The sequence below is a fragment of the Pseudomonas sp. ok272 genome (genome assembly GCF_900109995.1).
Classification (GTDB): domain Bacteria; phylum Pseudomonadota; class Gammaproteobacteria; order Pseudomonadales; family Pseudomonadaceae; genus Aquipseudomonas.
This window is the reverse complement of record NZ_FOCB01000002.1, coordinates 14,247-29,862: the sequence shown is the minus strand read 5'-3', so window position 1 is coordinate 29,862 and position 15,616 is coordinate 14,247. Positions and strand designations below refer to the sequence as shown.

The 15,616-nt window shown below is 65.1% G+C and carries 11 protein-coding genes; all 11 read left to right on the top strand.

The window, feature by feature from the left end; genetic code table 11:
* The first annotated feature begins 94 nt into the window (after positions 1-94).
* Positions 95-1,507, top strand: a complete 1,413-nt coding sequence (locus tag BMW74_RS03105) for an amino acid permease (protein WP_093413515.1) — start codon at positions 95-97, stop codon at positions 1,505-1,507.
* A gap of 748 nt (positions 1,508-2,255) precedes the next feature.
* Positions 2,256-3,047 carry an enoyl-CoA hydratase/isomerase family protein gene (locus tag BMW74_RS03100; RefSeq protein ID WP_093413512.1) on the top strand — a complete coding sequence of 264 codons (792 nt, stop codon included), beginning with the start codon at positions 2,256-2,258 and terminating at the stop codon, positions 3,045-3,047.
* A gap of 34 nt (positions 3,048-3,081) precedes the next feature.
* Positions 3,082-4,242 (top strand): acyl-CoA dehydrogenase family protein, encoded by a 1,161-nt coding sequence (locus tag BMW74_RS03095; RefSeq protein ID WP_093413509.1) that lies wholly within the window; start codon positions 3,082-3,084, stop codon positions 4,240-4,242.
* A 16-nt stretch (positions 4,243-4,258) separates the two neighbouring features.
* Positions 4,259-6,358 (top strand): acetate--CoA ligase family protein, encoded by a 2,100-nt coding sequence (locus BMW74_RS03090; RefSeq protein ID WP_093413506.1) that lies wholly within the window; start codon positions 4,259-4,261, stop codon positions 6,356-6,358.
* Between the two features lie 10 nt (positions 6,359-6,368).
* Positions 6,369-7,976: a 5-guanidino-2-oxopentanoate decarboxylase gene (locus BMW74_RS03085; protein WP_093414791.1), complete on the top strand. Its 1,608-nt coding sequence runs from the start codon at positions 6,369-6,371 to the stop codon at positions 7,974-7,976.
* 30 nt (positions 7,977-8,006) lie between these two features.
* Positions 8,007-9,185 (top strand): pyridoxal phosphate-dependent aminotransferase, encoded by a 1,179-nt coding sequence (locus BMW74_RS03080; RefSeq protein WP_093413504.1) that lies wholly within the window; start codon positions 8,007-8,009, stop codon positions 9,183-9,185.
* A 188-nt stretch (positions 9,186-9,373) separates the two neighbouring features.
* Positions 9,374-10,963 (top strand): ABC transporter substrate-binding protein, encoded by a 1,590-nt coding sequence (locus BMW74_RS03075; protein ID WP_093413501.1) that lies wholly within the window; start codon positions 9,374-9,376, stop codon positions 10,961-10,963.
* Between the two features lie 154 nt (positions 10,964-11,117).
* Positions 11,118-12,077, top strand: coding sequence for an ABC transporter permease (locus BMW74_RS03070; protein ID WP_093413499.1), 960 nt, complete (start codon positions 11,118-11,120; stop codon positions 12,075-12,077).
* Between the two features lie 3 nt (positions 12,078-12,080).
* Complete coding sequence (locus BMW74_RS03065; protein WP_093413496.1) at positions 12,081-12,908, top strand: ABC transporter permease; 828 nt, start codon at positions 12,081-12,083, stop codon at positions 12,906-12,908.
* Positions 12,909-12,910: 2 nt separating this feature from the next.
* Positions 12,911-14,554, top strand: a complete 1,644-nt coding sequence (locus BMW74_RS03060; protein ID WP_093413493.1) for an ABC transporter ATP-binding protein — start codon at positions 12,911-12,913, stop codon at positions 14,552-14,554.
* A gap of 9 nt (positions 14,555-14,563) precedes the next feature.
* Complete coding sequence (locus BMW74_RS03055) at positions 14,564-15,274, top strand: NAD(P)H-dependent oxidoreductase (RefSeq protein WP_093413490.1); 711 nt, start codon at positions 14,564-14,566, stop codon at positions 15,272-15,274.
* The last annotated feature ends 342 nt before the right edge of the window (positions 15,275-15,616 follow it).

Below are 15,616 nucleotides of genomic sequence, written 5' to 3'. Positions count from 1 at the left end.
CCGCCACAGCGCGGTCTTCGAAGCTTATTGGAGATAATAATAATGAACGGCCGTAAAGCTTATTGCGCTCACCTCACTCACGTGGGGTGCTGACATGACCGAGACCACTGAACGCACGGGTATCCACCTGACGCGTGCCCTCAAGAGCCGACACATCTTCATGCTGTCACTGGGTGGGGTGATCGGCACCGGCCTGTTCATGGGCTCGGGGGTGACCATCAACCAGGGCGGCCCGGTGGGCGCGATCCTCGCGTACCTGGTGGCGGGTTTCCTGATGTACCTGGTGATGGTGTGCCTGGGCGAGTTGTCGGTGCAGATGCCGGTGTCCGGATCGTTCCAGACCCACGCCACAAAATTCATCGGCCCGGCCACCGGCTTCATGATCGGCTGGGTGTACTGGATGAGCTGGGCCACCACCGTGGGCCTGGAGTTCACCGCGGCCGGCATGCTGATGACGCGCTGGTTCCCATCGGTGCCGATCTGGTACTGGTCGGCCTTGTTCGTGGTGGTGCTGTTCGGCCTCAACGCCCTGGCCACCCGCGCCTTTGGTGAGGCGGAGTATTGGTTCTCGGGGATCAAGGTGGCGGCGATCCTGGGGTTCATCGTGGTTGGCGTGCTGGTGATCTTCGGCGCGATCCCGCTCACCAGCGGGGCCCCGGCCCCGATGATGAACAACCTGATCGGCGACGCGCTGTTCCCCAATGGCCTGTCGGCGGTGTTCGCGGTGATGATGACCGTGGTCTACGCGTTCCAGGGCTGCGAGATCATGGGGGTGGCAGCCGGGGAAACCGACCAGCCGGAAAAAAGCATCCCGCGCGCCGTACGCAACGTGGTGTTTCGCGTGCTGATCTTCTATGTGCTGGCGATCATCGTGCTCTCGGCCATCGTGCCGTGGCAGCAGGCGGGCTTGATGGAAAGCCCGTTCGTGCAGGTGTTCGACATGGTCGGCATTCCCTACGCGGCCGACCTGATGAACTTCGTGATCCTCACGGCGATCCTGTCGGTCGGTAACTCCGGGCTCTATGCCTCGACCCGCATCCTGTGGGCGATGTCCAAGACCGGCATGGCGCCCAAGAGCCTGTCGCCGTTGAGCAAGCGCGGTGTGCCGTTGCGCGCGTTGAGCATCACCCTGTGCTTTGCGCTGGTGTCGTTGATGACCAGCTTTGTCGCGGCCGACACGCTGTTCATGGTGTTGATGGCGGTGAGTGGCATGTCGGGGACCGTGACCTGGATCGTTATCGCGCTGGCGCAGTACAAGTTCCGCAAGGCGTACCTGCGCGATGGCGGCAAGCTTGAGGACTTGAAGTACCGTGCGCCCTGGTTCCCGGTGCTGCCCTTGGTGTGTATTGCCTTGTGCTGCTCGTTGTTTGTGTTCCTGGCGTTGGATGAGACCCAGCGGCCGTCGTTGTACTGGGGCTTTGGCTTTATTGCCTTGTGCTATGGCGCGTACTTTGTGCTGCACCGCAAGCGCCAGGGTGTGTTGGCGCCGATCTTGCCGAGCGCTTGAGCTGTGCCGTGGGGGCGAGTCTGTCGGATCGCCGCACGGTCGCGAAGGCGGCCTGACAGCCGACCTGGCTCTGGCGGGTGGTGTACATATCTGTTGCTGCGGGTGTGGCGACTGGTGGTTTCGCCCTGACGGTCGAGTTCCTTTTGTCAAACGCCACAAAAGGAACCAAAAAGTCTCGCCCCGAGCGTTCGGCCCCTCGCCAAGGCTCGGTGTACCTTCGCTACGGTATCCCTCTGGGGGCATCGCCCCCGGTTTGCTTCGCTGCACCTCCACGCGATGTGTTCGACTGCGTCGAACGGCGCGTTGCGCCAATCCCCAGCGGGATACCTTCGCTCAGCCTGCCGATGGGGCGGGTGGATCAAGATCAAGATCAGCAGGCGAGCTAACGCTCGGCCTGTTGAGTGGTGAAGGGCGCAGTGGGGTGATGGGGTGTACCCAGATCCCTTGTGGGAGCGGGCTTGCTCGCGAAGGCGGCCTGACAGCCACCCCATCCTGTTGCAGATACACCTCGCTCCCACAAAGGGGTGAGATTCCCCCGGCTAGGCGGTGTCAGCAGTTGTGCGAAGTTGTAACAGGGCCGCCAAGGCTGACCAGTAAAAAACCAATAACCCCTTTAAATACAATCAGATAACCACCTTTAAAGGTTGTTACAGCGCTTCTCTATGCGGATTGCCGCCTTGCTGAACACTCGTTTAGTATGGCCTCAGTCGCATCACCTCACGCCAAACACAATAATTCGAGGATTCGCATGACTACTCATCCTTCGCTGCTCAGTCAGGTCGAAGCCGGCGTTGCCTGGATCACCCTTAATCGCACCGCCCAGCGCAATGCGCTGGACATCCCGAGCCTCAAGGCCCTGCATGCCTTGCTCGATGGTTTTAATGCCGACCCCGCGGTGCGGGTGGTGGTGCTGACGGGCAATGGTCGCAGTTTCTGTGCTGGCGCCGACCTTGATGAATGGGCCGCCGCCGAGGCGCGCGGGGCGTTGGAAAGCTATGGCTGGACCGAAACCGCCCACGCCCTGATGACCCGCCTGTACACCCTGGAAAAACCCACCCTCGCCGCGATCAATGGCACCGCCGTCGGGGCCGGGATGGATTTGACCCTGTGTTGCGACCTGCGTATCGCCGCGCAATCGGCGCGGTTCAAGGCCGGCTACACCAGCATGGCCTATTCGCCGGACGCCGGCGCCAGTTGGCACCTGCCACGGCTGATCGGCAGTGAGCAAGCCAAGCGCTTGCTGTTCCTCGACGAGTTGTGGGGCAGCGAGCGCGCCCTGGCGGCTGGGCTGGTGGGCGAGGTCTGTGCCGACGATCAACTGCTGAGCGTCGCCGGCGAGCTCGCCACCCGCCTGGCCAATGGGCCGACTTTTGCCTTTGCCCAGACCAAGCAGCTCATGCGCGAAGGCGCCGACCGCAGCCTGCCCGAGCACCTGCACGCCGAACTCGCGGCGGGTCTGTTGTGCGGACGCAGCGAAGACGGCAACGAAGCCCTGCGCGCCGCCATGGAAAAACGCCCGGCGCATTTCATCGGCCGCTAAGCCCCTCACTCAGCCCTGAACCACAGGTAGCCCCATGAATTTCCAACTGACCCAAGAACAAGACATGTTGGTGGACGCGGTACGCAGCTTTGTCACCAAGGAACTGCTGCCCCACGAAGACGCCGTCGACCGCGCCGACGAGGTCACCCCCGAGCTGGCCGCACAGATCCGTGGCAAGGCGATCGCCGCCGGGTTCTATGCCTTCAACATGCCTGAAGAGGTCGGCGGTGGCGGCCTGGACTACTTGTCCCAGGCGCTGATCGAACGTGAGCTGTCCAAGGTGTCCTGGGCGCTGCACGTGTTTGTCGCCCGGCCTTCGAAGATCCTCATGGCGTGCAAGGGCGAGCAGATCAACGATTACCTATTGCCGTGCATCCAGGGCGAGAAGGTCGACTGCTTCGCCTTGACCGAACCGGGCGCCGGCTCCGATGCCAACGCGATCAAGACCCGCGCCGTGCGCGATGGCGATGACTTCATACTCAACGGCAGCAAGCACTTCATCAGCCACGCCGGCCACGCCGATTTCGCCATCGTCTTTGCCGTGACCGACACCTACGAACACAACGGCCGCCAGCGCAACGCCGTGACCTCGTTCCTGGTGGACCGGGGCACCCCGGGCATGACCATCCGCCGTGGCCCCAAGTGCGTGAGCAACCGTGGTTACCACACCTATGAAATGTTCTTCGACGACTGCCGCGTGCCGGCCGCCAAGGTCTTGGGCGAAGTCGGCAAGGGCTGGGACGTGGCCAACGCCTGGCTGACCGCCGGGCGGGTGATGGTCGCCGCCAACTGCGTCGGCCAGGCCCAGCGGGCGCTGGATGTGTCGCTGCAATGGGCCGCGGACCGCAAGCAGTTCGGCCAGCCCATCGGCACCTACCAGGGCGTGTCGTTCAAGTTGGCGGACATGGCCACGCAGATCCGCGCCGCCGAGCTGTTGACCCTGCACACCGCCTGGAAGATGGACCAAGGCAGCATGACCGACGGCGAGGCTGGCATGGCCAAGCTGTTCGCCAGTGAAACCCTGGGCAAGGTCGCCGACGAGGCGGTGCAGATCTTTGGCGGCATGGGCTTGATGGATGAAGGCCCGGTGGAGCGCATCTGGCGCAACGCCCGGATCGAACGGATCTGGGAAGGCACCTCGGAGATCCAGCGTCACATTATTTCCCGCGAACTGCTGCGGCCGTTGCTGCGCTGATTGGCCAGGAGGCTCTATGTCCCAGACACTCCGTGACAACCTCAAACGCCTGCTCGCCCCGCGCCACGTGGCGTTCGTCGGTGGCCGCAGTATGGCGCGCGCCTTCAAGCGGTGCGCCGACGGCGGCTATGCCGGCCAGATGTGGCTGGTCAACCCGCAACACGACAGCCTCGACGGTGTGCCGTGCGTGCGCAGCATCGCCGAATTGCCGTGCGGCCCGGACGCGGTGTTCATTGCCACCAACCGCGAGCTGACCCTGACCTGCGTCAGCGAGTTGGCCGCCAAAGGGGCGGGCGGGGCGATCTGCTACGCCTCCGGCTTTGCCGAGACCGGCGCCGAAGGCCAGGCCTTGCAACAGCGACTGTTGCAAGCGGCTGGCGACATGGCCTTGCTCGGCCCCAATTGCTACGGCCTGCTGGACTACCTGCACAGCTCGGCGCTGTGGCCGGTGGCCCATGGTGGCAAGGCGGTGGACAAGGGCGTGGCGGTGCTGACCCAGAGCGGTAACTTCGCCTACAACGTGTCGATGAGCGACCGCTCGCTGCCCGTGGCCTACATGGCCTCGGTGGGCAACCAGGCGCAACTGGGCGTGGCCGAGTTGATGGACGTGCTGCTCGACGAGCCGCGCGTCACCGCCATCGGCCTGCACCTAGAAGGCCTGAAGAATGTCCCGGGATTTGCCCGCGCCGCCCACAAGGCGCTGGTGAAGGGCATCCCGATCATTGCCCTGAAAACCGGCGTGTCGCAGATTGGCGCCGAGCTGGCCCTGAGTCACACCAGCTCGCTGTCGGGTTCCGATGCGTTGTACGACGCGCTGTTTGCGCGCCTGGGGGTGATCCGCGTCAGCGGCCCGGTGAGCTTTGTCGAAACCCTCAAGGCCGCCGCCTGCGGCAAACTGCCGGCGGGCAACAGCCTGATCGCGCTGGCCTGTTCCGGCGGCGATGCCGGGTTGATTGCCGACTACGCCGAACGCAATGACCTCGACCTGCCAAAACTGGATGCCGGGCAAGTGAATGAGCTGGAACAGGTGCTGCCCACCTACGCCAACCTGGTCAATCCGCTGGACTTCACCACCGCCATCTGGGGCGACGGCGCGGCCTTGAACCGCATGCTCGACAGCGCCCTGCGCACCGAAGCCGACGCGGCGATGCTGGTGCTCGATTACCCGACCGAACTCACCGGCGAGCGCAAGGAGTGCGACCTGCTGCTGGAGCTGTACTGCCAGGCCCTGGTGCGTCACGGCAAGACCGGCTTTGTCACCTCGGCCTTCCCCGAATTGCTCCCGGCCCATGCCCGCGAGCGCCTGCACAGCCAAGGCGTGGCGGCCCTGCAAGGGGTGGAAGATGGCCTGGCCGCTTGGGGCCGTATCGCCGGCTATCAACGCAATCGCCAGGCATTGCTGGCCCTGGGTGAATCGGCGCTGGTGCCGTTGTGTCCGCAGGCGCTGGCCGGCGAAGGACACCTGCTCAACGAATGGGATTCCAAGCAAGCGCTGCGAGCCTTCGGTCTGCCCACGCCCGAGGGCGTGCTCAGCACCTCGGCCCATGCACTGCAGGACGCCAACGCCCTGGGCTATCCGTTGGTGCTCAAGGCCGTCAGCAGTCAACTGCCGCACAAGACCGAAGCCGGCGCCGTGGCGCTCAACCTCAAGGACGCGGACGCTCTGGCTGCCGCCCTGAAGGCCATGACCGCCAGCATTCATGCCTACGCCCCGGATGTACTGTTCGATCAGGTGCTGCTCGAACCCATGGCCAAACCGCCGCTGGCGGAGTTGATCGTGGGCATCAAGCGCGAGAACGACTTCTGCCTGGCCCTGGTGATCGGGGCGGGCGGGATCCTCGTCGAGTTGCTCAAGGACAGCCGCAGCCTGCTGCTGCCGACCACCGACGGGGCGATTCGCAATGCCGTGTTGAGCCTGCGCAGCGCCGCCTTGCTGCAAGGCTTTCGCGGTCGGCAAACGGCGGACCTCGACGCCTTGGTCGCGGCGATCCGTGGCGTGGCGGACTACGCCTGCGAGAACGCCGGGCAGTTGTTGGAACTGGATGTGAACCCATTGTTGGTCGGTGCCACTGGCACGACCGCGGTCGATGCGTTGATTCGCCTCGACCATGCGTGAGGAACTGAACATGCAAAGCACTTCACTGACGGGGGGCCAGGCCCTGGTTCGCCTGTTGGCCAACTACGGCGTCGACACCGTGTTCGGCATCCCCGGCGTCCACACCCTGGAGCTGTACCGCGGCTTGCCCGGCAGCGGCATTCGCCATGTCCTGACTCGCCACGAACAAGGCGCCAGCTTCATGGCCGACGGCTATGCGCGGGTCAGCGGCAAGCCCGGCGTGTGCTTCATCATCACCGGTCCCGGCGTGACCAACGCCGCCACCGGGATCGGCCAGGCGTATGCCGACTCGATCCCGATGCTGGTGATTTCCAGCGTCAACCACACCGCCAGCCTCGGCAAGGGTTGGGGTTGCCTGCACGAGACCCAGGACCAGCGCGCCATGACCGCGCCCATCACCGCGTTCTCGGCCCTGGCCTTGACCGCCGAAGACCTGCCCGAGCTGATTGCCCGGGCCTACGCGGTGTTCGACAGCGAACGACCGCGGCCGGTGCACATCTCGGTGCCGCTGGACGTGCTGTCGGCCCAGGTCGCGCGCGATTGGAGCAATGAAGTGGTGCGCCGTCCCGGTCGTGGCCCGGCCAGCGTCGACGCCTTGGAACAGGCCGTCACCAAACTCAACGGCGCCAAGCGGCCGATGATCATCGCCGGTGGCGGTGCCTTGAATGCCGCCCAGGAACTGGGCGAACTCAGCTCCCGCCTGGCCGCGCCGCTGTTCACCAGCGTCGCCGGCAAAGGCCTGCTGGCCCCGGACGCGCCGCTCAATGCCGGCTCCAGCCTGTGCGTGGAGCCGGGCTGGCAGTTGATCGCCCAAGCCGATGTGGTCCTGGCGGTGGGCACCGAAATGGCCGACACCGACTACTGGCGCGAGCGCCTGCCGCTCAACGCCGAACTGCTGCGCGTCGACATCGACCCACGCAAATTCAATGACTTCTACCCCTGTGCAGTGGCCTTGCACGGCGACGCCCAGCAAACCCTCAGCGCACTGCTGGAGCGCCTGCCCAGCGTCACCCGCGATGCCAGCCACGCCACGGCCGCGGTCGCCGCCTTGCGGTTGGCAGTGAAGACGGGCCATGGCCCCCTGCAAACGATCCATCAAGCGATCCTCGAACGCATCGCCGCCGAGTTGCCGGCGGATGCCTTCATCAGCACCGACATGACCCAACTGGCCTACACCGGCAACTACGCCTTTGATAGCCTGGCGATTCGCAGTTGGTTGCACCCCACCGGCTACGGCACCTTGGGCTACGGTCTGCCGGCCGGCATCGGCGCCAAGTTCGGCGCGCCCCAGCGGGCCGGCCTGGTGTTGGTGGGCGATGGCGGCTTCCTCTACACCGCCCAGGAACTGGCGACGGCGGTGGAAGAACTCGACAGCCCGCTGGTGGTGCTGCTGTGGAACAACGACGCCCTGGGGCAGATCCGCGACGACATGCTGGGCCTGGACATCGAACCGATTGGCGTACTGCCGCGCAACCCGGACTTCGCCGCCCTGGGCCGGGCGTTCGGCTGTACGGTGAGCCAGCCGCAAAACCTGGCCGAGCTGCAAACTGACCTGCGCCATGGCTTCAAGCGTAACGGCGTGACCCTGATTGAGCTCAAGCACGCTTGCGCTCACTGACATTGATGTGTGAATGAAGAGGACAGGGCCATGCGCTTTGCCGATCTGACTCAACGTATCGCCGGTGACGGTGCCGCCGCCTGGGATATCCACTACCGGGCCCTGGCCCTGCGCCAGCAGGGTGCGGACATCCTGCTGCTGTCGGTGGGCGACCCGGATTTCGACACCCCCATGCCCATCGTCCAGGGCGCCATCGACAGCCTGCTGGCCGGCCACACCCACTACGCCGACGTGCGCGGTAAACCCGCCCTGCGTGAGGCCATCGCCCGGCGCCATCAACAGCGCAGCGGCCAGGCGGTGGTGGCCGACCAGGTCGTCGTGCTGTCCGGGGCGCAGTGCGCGCTGTTCAGCGTGGCGCAGTGCGTGCTCAACCCCGGCGATGAAGTGATCGTCGCCGAGCCGATGTACGTGACCTATGAAGCGGTGTTTGGTGCTTGCGGCGCGGTGGTGATCCCGGTGCCGGTGCGTTCGGAGAATGGCTTTCGGGTGTTGCCCGAAGACGTCGCGGCGCGCATCACCCCACGCACCCGCGCCCTGGCCCTGAACAGCCCGCACAACCCGTCGGGCGCCAGCCTGTCGCGCAGCACCTGGCAGGCGCTGGCCGAGCTGTGCATCGGCCACGACCTGTGGTTGATCAGCGATGAGGTCTACAGCGAGCTGCTGTTCGACGGCGAGCATGTCAGCCCGGCGAGCTTGCCGGGCATGGCCGAGCGCACCGCGACCCTCAACAGCCTGTCCAAGTCCCACGCCATGACCGGCTGGCGCGTGGGCTGGGTGGTGGCGCCGCCAGCCTTGGCCGCACACCTGGAAAACCTCGCCCTGTGCATGCTCTACGGCTCGCCGGACTTCATCCAGGATGCGGCCGTGGTGGCGCTGACCGTTGAGCTGCCGCAACTGGCGGCGATGCGCGAGGCCTACCGCCAGCGCCGCGACCTGGTCTGCGAACACCTCGCCGATTGCCCGGGCCTGCGTGCGTTGAAGCCCGATGGCGGGATGTTCGTGATGGTCGACATCCGCGAGACCGGCCTCAGTGCCCAAGCATTTGCCGACTGCCTGCTGGACCGTCACGGCGTGTCGGTGTTGGCCGGCGAAGCCTTTGGGCCGAGTGCGGCCGGGCATATCCGCCTGGGCCTGGTGGTCGACCTCGAACCGCTGGCTGATGCCTGCCGGCGGATTGCCCGGTGTGCCGCTCAATTGATGGAGGGGTGAGCGATGGACACCAAACCTGTGGGAGCGGGCCTCGCGAAGAGGGAGTGTCAGTCGACATCACGGTTGTCTGACCCAGCGCTTTCGCGAGCAAGCCCGCTGCCACAGGATCGGTGTTCAACCCGCAGACATCGGTCATGCCTGAAACGTTGTTGATGACTTTCTTAAGCTGTTGATCAGGGGTAACTGCAATGAGCGATAACAACAACAAAATGACTCACTCACACTTCCCGCGTCGGGACTTTTTGAAGTACAGCGCGGCCGCCGCTGCGGTAGGTGGGGCGTTCGCCCTGGGCTTGCCGTTCGGTGCCTACGCCGAAACCTCCGCGCCCAAGCCCGGCGGTGTGTTGCGCCTGGGCCTGGCCGGTGGCAGCACCACCGACTCCAAGGACCCGGGGTCGTGGGCCGACACCTTCACCTTCGTCGGCTTCTCGGCAGTCTACAACACCCTGACCGAGATCTCCGTGGAAGGCACCGCGATTCCCGAGCTGGCCGAAAGCTGGGTGTCGAGCCCCGATGCGCGCGTCTGGACCTTCAAACTGCGCCAGGGCGTGACCTTCCATAACGGCAAGACCCTCACCGCCGATGACGTCGTCGCGTCGATCCAGCATCACCTGGGGGACAAGTCCACCTCGGCGGCCAAGACCGTGCTGGGCGACGTGGCCAAGGTCAGCGCGGCCAGCCCGGACAGCGTGGTGTTCGAACTGCACTCGGGCAACGCCGACTTCTCCTACGTGGTCGCCGACTATCACTTGGCGATCATGCCGAGCCAGGACGGGGTGGCCGACTGGCAAACCGGCAGCGGCACCGGCGGCTATCGCCTCAAGGACTTCGAGCCGGGCGTGCGCATGACCCTGGAGCGCAGCCCCGATTACTGGAAGCCGGGCAGGGCGCACTTCGCCAGCGCCGAGCTGATCGCCATCGCCGACGGCGCGGCGCGGGTCAACGCCCTGGTCACCGGGCAAGTGGACGTGATCAACAAGGTTGACCTCAAGACCGTGGCGTTGCTCAAGCGCAACCCCAACCTGGTGATCGAGGAAACCAAGGGCGCCCAGCACTACACCTTCCCGATGCTGTGCGACAGCCAGGTGTTCAAGGACAACAACGTGCGCCTAGCGATGAAGCACGCGATCAACCGCGAGACCCTGCTGGCCTCGGTGCTGTACGGCTACGGCCTGGTGGGCAACGACCACCCGATCCAGCCCGGCAGTCGCTTCCTCAACCCGGCCCTGGAGCAGCGCACATACGACCCGGACAAATCGCGCTTCTACCTCAAACAGGCGGGCATGGAGTCGTTCAAAGTGCGCCTGCAAGCCTCCGATGCCGCCTACACCGGCGCGGTGGATGCCTCGGTGCTGTTCAAGGAGCAGGCCCGCGCGGGCGGGATCGACATCGACGTGGTGCGCGAGCCGGCCGACGGGTTTTTCTCCAACGTGTGGATGAAGCAACCGTTCACCACCTCGTTCTGGTACTCCAGCCTGACCGCCGACCGCATGTTCAGCATCGGCTACGCCAAGGGCGCGGCCTGGAACGAAACCCACTGGGACAACCCGCGCTTCAACCAGTTGCTCAACGCCGCCCGTGGCGAGATGAACGAACCGCTGCGCCGCGAGATGTACAACGAAATGCAGGCCCTGTGCCGCGACGACGGCGGGGCGATTGTGCCGCTGTTCGCCAGCTCCGTGGCCGCGCGCTCGAACCGCGTCGCCCACGGCCCGTTGACCGCACCCTATGGTGAGTTGGATGGGTTACGGGTGATTGAGCGTTGGTGGCAGGCGTAGGTCATCAGAACACTGAAGATCAACTGTGGGAGCGGGCTTGCTCGCGAAAGCGATGGGTCAGTCACGGTAGGTGTCACTGACAGATCCAATTCGCGAGCAAGCCCGCTCCCACAAGGGGATGTGTAGCGCGTGGCCCATTTCAAGGAACCGCACGATGAATAGCCTGTTCAAACTGCTCCTCCAGCGCTTGGCCCTGGGCCTGTTGTCGCTGTTCGCCGTCTCGGTGATTATTTTCCTGGCCGTCGGCATGCTCCCGGGCGACATCGCCCAGGCCATGCTGGGCCAGTCGGCCACCCCGGAAACCGTGGCCGCATTCCGCGCCCAACTGGGCCTGGACATGTCGCCCGTGACGCGCTTCGGGCACTGGATCTGGCAACTGCTGCACGGCGACCTCGGCGTGTCGCTGGCCAACCAGCGACCGATTGCCGACCTGGTCGGCACCCGCCTGGGCAACACCTTTCGCCTGGCGCTGCTGGCGGCGCTGGTCTCGGTGCCGTTGGCCCTGTTGCTGGGGATGCTGGCAGCGCTGTACCGCAACAGCTGGTTCGATCGCCTGCTCAACACCTCGGCCCTGAGCGCGGTGTCGTTCCCCGAGTTCTTCGTCGCCTACCTGCTGATCCTGGTGTTCTCGGTCAAGCTGGGCTGGTTCCCGAGCATCTCCAACCTGGCGCCGGATGCCTCCTTCGGCACGGTGCTGGAGCGCTCGATTCTGCCGGTGACCACCCTGAGCCTGGTGGTCATCGCGCAGATGATGCGCATGACCCGCGCCTCGCTGATCAACCTGCTGGCCAGCCCCTACATCGAAATGGCCCGGCTCAAGGGCATCAGCCAGTCGCGGATCATCTTTCGCCACGCACTGCCCAACGCGCTGGCACCGATCGTCAACGTGGTGGCGCTGAACCTGGCGTACCTGGTGGTCGGCGTGGTCGTGGTCGAGGTGGTGTTCGTCTACCCGGGCCTGGGCCAACTGCTGGTGGACTCGGTGGCCAAGCGCGACATCCCGGTGGTACAGGCATGCAGCCTGATCTTTGCGGCGACCTACATCCTGCTCAACACCAGCGCCGATGTACTGTCCATCGCCAGCAACCCACGCCTGATGCATCCGAAGGGGTAGCCCATGAACCTGATCAAGCAATTACTCCGTGCGCCCTTGAGCGCCCAGTTCGGCCTGCTGGTGATCCTGGTCTACATCGTCGTCGCGGTGTTCGCGCCGGTCCTGGCGCCGTTCGGGGAAACCCAGGTGGTGGGCGAGGGCTTCGCCCCGTGGGGCGGGCAGTTCGTGCTGGGCACCGACAACCTGGGGCGCGACATGCTGACCCGGCTGATCTACGGCGCCCGCAACACCCTGGGCATTGCCTTCCTCACCACGCTGCTGGCGTTCGCCCTCGGTGGTCTGTGCGGCTTGATCGCCGCCATCAAGGGCGGGCTGATCGACCAGGGCTTGTCGCGGGTGGTGGACATCCTGATGGCGATCCCGCAATTGATCTTCGCCTTGCTGATCCTCAGCGTGGTCGGCACCAACGCCACGTCCCTGGTGCTGGTGATCGCGCTGCTGGATGCGACACGGGTGTTCCGCCTGTCCCGCGCGGTGGCGATGAACGTGGTGGTGCAGGACTTCGTCGAAGCCGCCCGCCTGCGCGGCGAAGGCCTGTGGTGGCTGGTGACTCGCGAGGTCCTGCCCAACGCCGCCGCACCGCTGATTGCCGAGTTCGGCCTGCGCTTTTGCTTTGTGTTCCTGTTCATCAGTGCGCTGTCCTTCCTCGGCCTGGGCATCCAACCGCCCACCGCCGACTGGGGCAGCATGGTGCGCGACAACGCGGTGCTGATCACCTTTGGCGACATCAGCCCGCTGCTGCCCGCCCTGGCCGTGGCGTTGATCACGGTCAGCGTCAACTTCGTCGTCGACTGGATGCTGCACAAATCCAGCGGGCTCAAGGAATGCTGAACATGACTACACCACAACCTTTGCTGCACATCCGCGACCTGCACATCGAAGGTCACTACGAAGACGCCTGGCATCCGCTGATCAAGGGCATCGACCTGACGCTGCAACGGGGCGAGGTGCTGGGGCTGATCGGCGAGTCGGGGGCCGGCAAGTCGACGCTGGGCCTGGCCGCCATGGGCTACACCCGCGATGGCTGCCGGATCACCGGCGGCTCGGTGCAGTTCGATGGCATCGACCTGCTCAAGGCCAAGCCCGAGGCCTTGCGCAAGCTGCGTGGCCTGCGCATCGCGTATGTCGCACAAAGCGCGGCGGCCTCCTTCAACCCGGCGCACCGGCTGATCGACCAGCACGTCGAAACGGCGGTGATCAACGGCGGCATCAGCCGCGCCCAGGCCATGCGCGAGGCGGTGGAGCTGTATCGGGTGCTGCGCCTGCCCAATCCGGAGACCATCGGCCAGCGCTATCCCCATCAAGTCTCGGGCGGGCAGTTGCAACGGGTGATGACCGCCATGGCCATGGCCTGCCACCCGGACCTGATCATCTTCGACGAACCGACCACCGCCCTGGACGTCACCACCCAGATCGAAGTGCTGGCGGCGATTCGTGATGCGGTGACCACCTTTGGCAGTGCGGCGATCTACATCAGCCATGACCTGGCGGTGGTGGCGCAGATGGCCGACCGGATCATGGTGTTGCGCCACGGCAAGCTGGTGGAAGAAGCGGATACGCGCACTATGCTCGGTGCCCCGCAACAGGCTTATACGAAATCGTTGTGGGCGGTGCGCAGCTTCCGCACCGAACCCAAGGCGTTGCCGCAGCAGGAAGCGCCCTTGCTGGAACTGCGCAACAGCTGCGCGGCCTATGGCCAGCAACCGGTGTTGCACGACGTGTCCCTCAAGCTCTATCGCGGTCAGACCCTGGCGGTGATCGGCGAGTCGGGCAGCGGCAAAAGCTCCACCGCGCGACTGATCACCGGGCTGCTGCCGCCGACCTATGGCCAGGTGCTGTATGACGGCGCGCCGCTACCGGCGGACTTTCGCCAGCGCAGCAAGGAGCAACTGCGGCGCATCCAGATGATCTACCAGATCCCCGACACCGCCTTGAACCCACGCCAGCGCATCGTCGACATCATCGGCCGGCCGCTGACCTTCTACCTGGGCCTCAAGGGCAAGGCAATGCGCGCCCGAGTGGCTGAGCTGCTGGAGATGATCGAACTCGACCCGGCGCAGTACATGGAACGCCAGCCTCGCGAGCTGTCCGGTGGGCAGAAGCAACGGGTGTGCATCGCCCGGGCGCTGGCCGCCGAGCCGCAGTTGATCATCTGCGACGAAGTCACCTCGGCGCTGGATCAACTGGTGGCCGAGGGCGTGCTCAAGTTGCTGGACCGCATCCAGCGGCAACTGGGCGTGGCCTACCTGTTCATCACCCACGACGTCGCCACCGTGCGCGCGATTGCCGATGAGGTGCTGGTGATGCAACGGGGCAGGGTGGTGGACCACGGTTCGCGCCATGCGATCTTTACCCCGCCGCACCAGGACTACACCGGGCTGCTGTTTTCTTCCGAACCGCAAATGGACCCCGACTGGCTCGACAACCTGCTGGCCAGCCGCGCCTCGAACACCACCCCTACGTTGGAACAAGTCTAAGGAACCACCATGAACGTACTGATCGTCCACGCCCACCCCGAGCCAAACTCCTTCACCGCCGCGTTGCGCGACCAGGCAGTCGCTAGCCTTGAGGCCCAGGGCCACGAGGTGCAGGTCAGTGATCTGTACGCGATGAACTGGAACCCGGTGGCCAGCGCCGATGACTTTTCCTCGCGGGAAAACCCCGAGTACCTGGTCTATGCCCTGGAACAACGCCTGGGCGTGAAGAGCCAATCCCTGGCGCCGGACATCCAGGCCGAGTTGGACAAGCTGTTGTGGGCCGACTTGCTGATCCTCAACTTCCCGATCTTCTGGTTCTCGGCCCCGGCGATGCTCAAGGGCTGGATCGACCGGGTGCTGGTCTCGGGCGTCTGCTACGGCGGCAAACGCTTCTACGACCAAGGCGGGCTGGCGGGCAAGAAGGCCCTGGTGACCGTGACCCTGGGCGGGCGCGAGCACATGTTTGGCGAAGGCGCGATCCACGGCCCACTCGAAGACATGCTGCGGCCGATCCTGCGCGGGACCTTGGCCTACGTCGGGTTCGACGTGCTGGAACCGTTCGTGGCCTGGCACGTGCCGTACATCAGCGATGAGGCGCGCCAGGCGTTTTTGGTGGACTACGACCGACGCCTGCAACACCTCAGTGACGAACAGCCACTGGCCTTCCCGCGCCTGGAGCAGTTCGATGAGCGGCTGTATCCGCTCGCCACCCAAGTCTGACAGACGCCACAGACCTCCTGAGGGAGATTGCATGTAGCAGACCTCATGTGTGCGAGACCGGCTTGCCGGCGAAGGTGCCGGCACATTCGACATCACCATTGACGGGCCCACCGCTTTCGCGAGCAAGCCCGCTCCCACCCTGGTCCACGACACACATCCGGGGGCAGCTCAATTCCTTGTAGGAGCGAGGCTTGCCCTAATGCCAGTCAGTTAAGCGAAACCCGCGTGGGAGCGAGCCTGCTCGCGATAGCAGTAGGTCAGTCAACGGAGATGTTGGCTGTGTTGCCGTCTTCGCGAGCAGGCTCGCTCCCACAGGTTTGGCGCCTTAACTGACTGGCATTA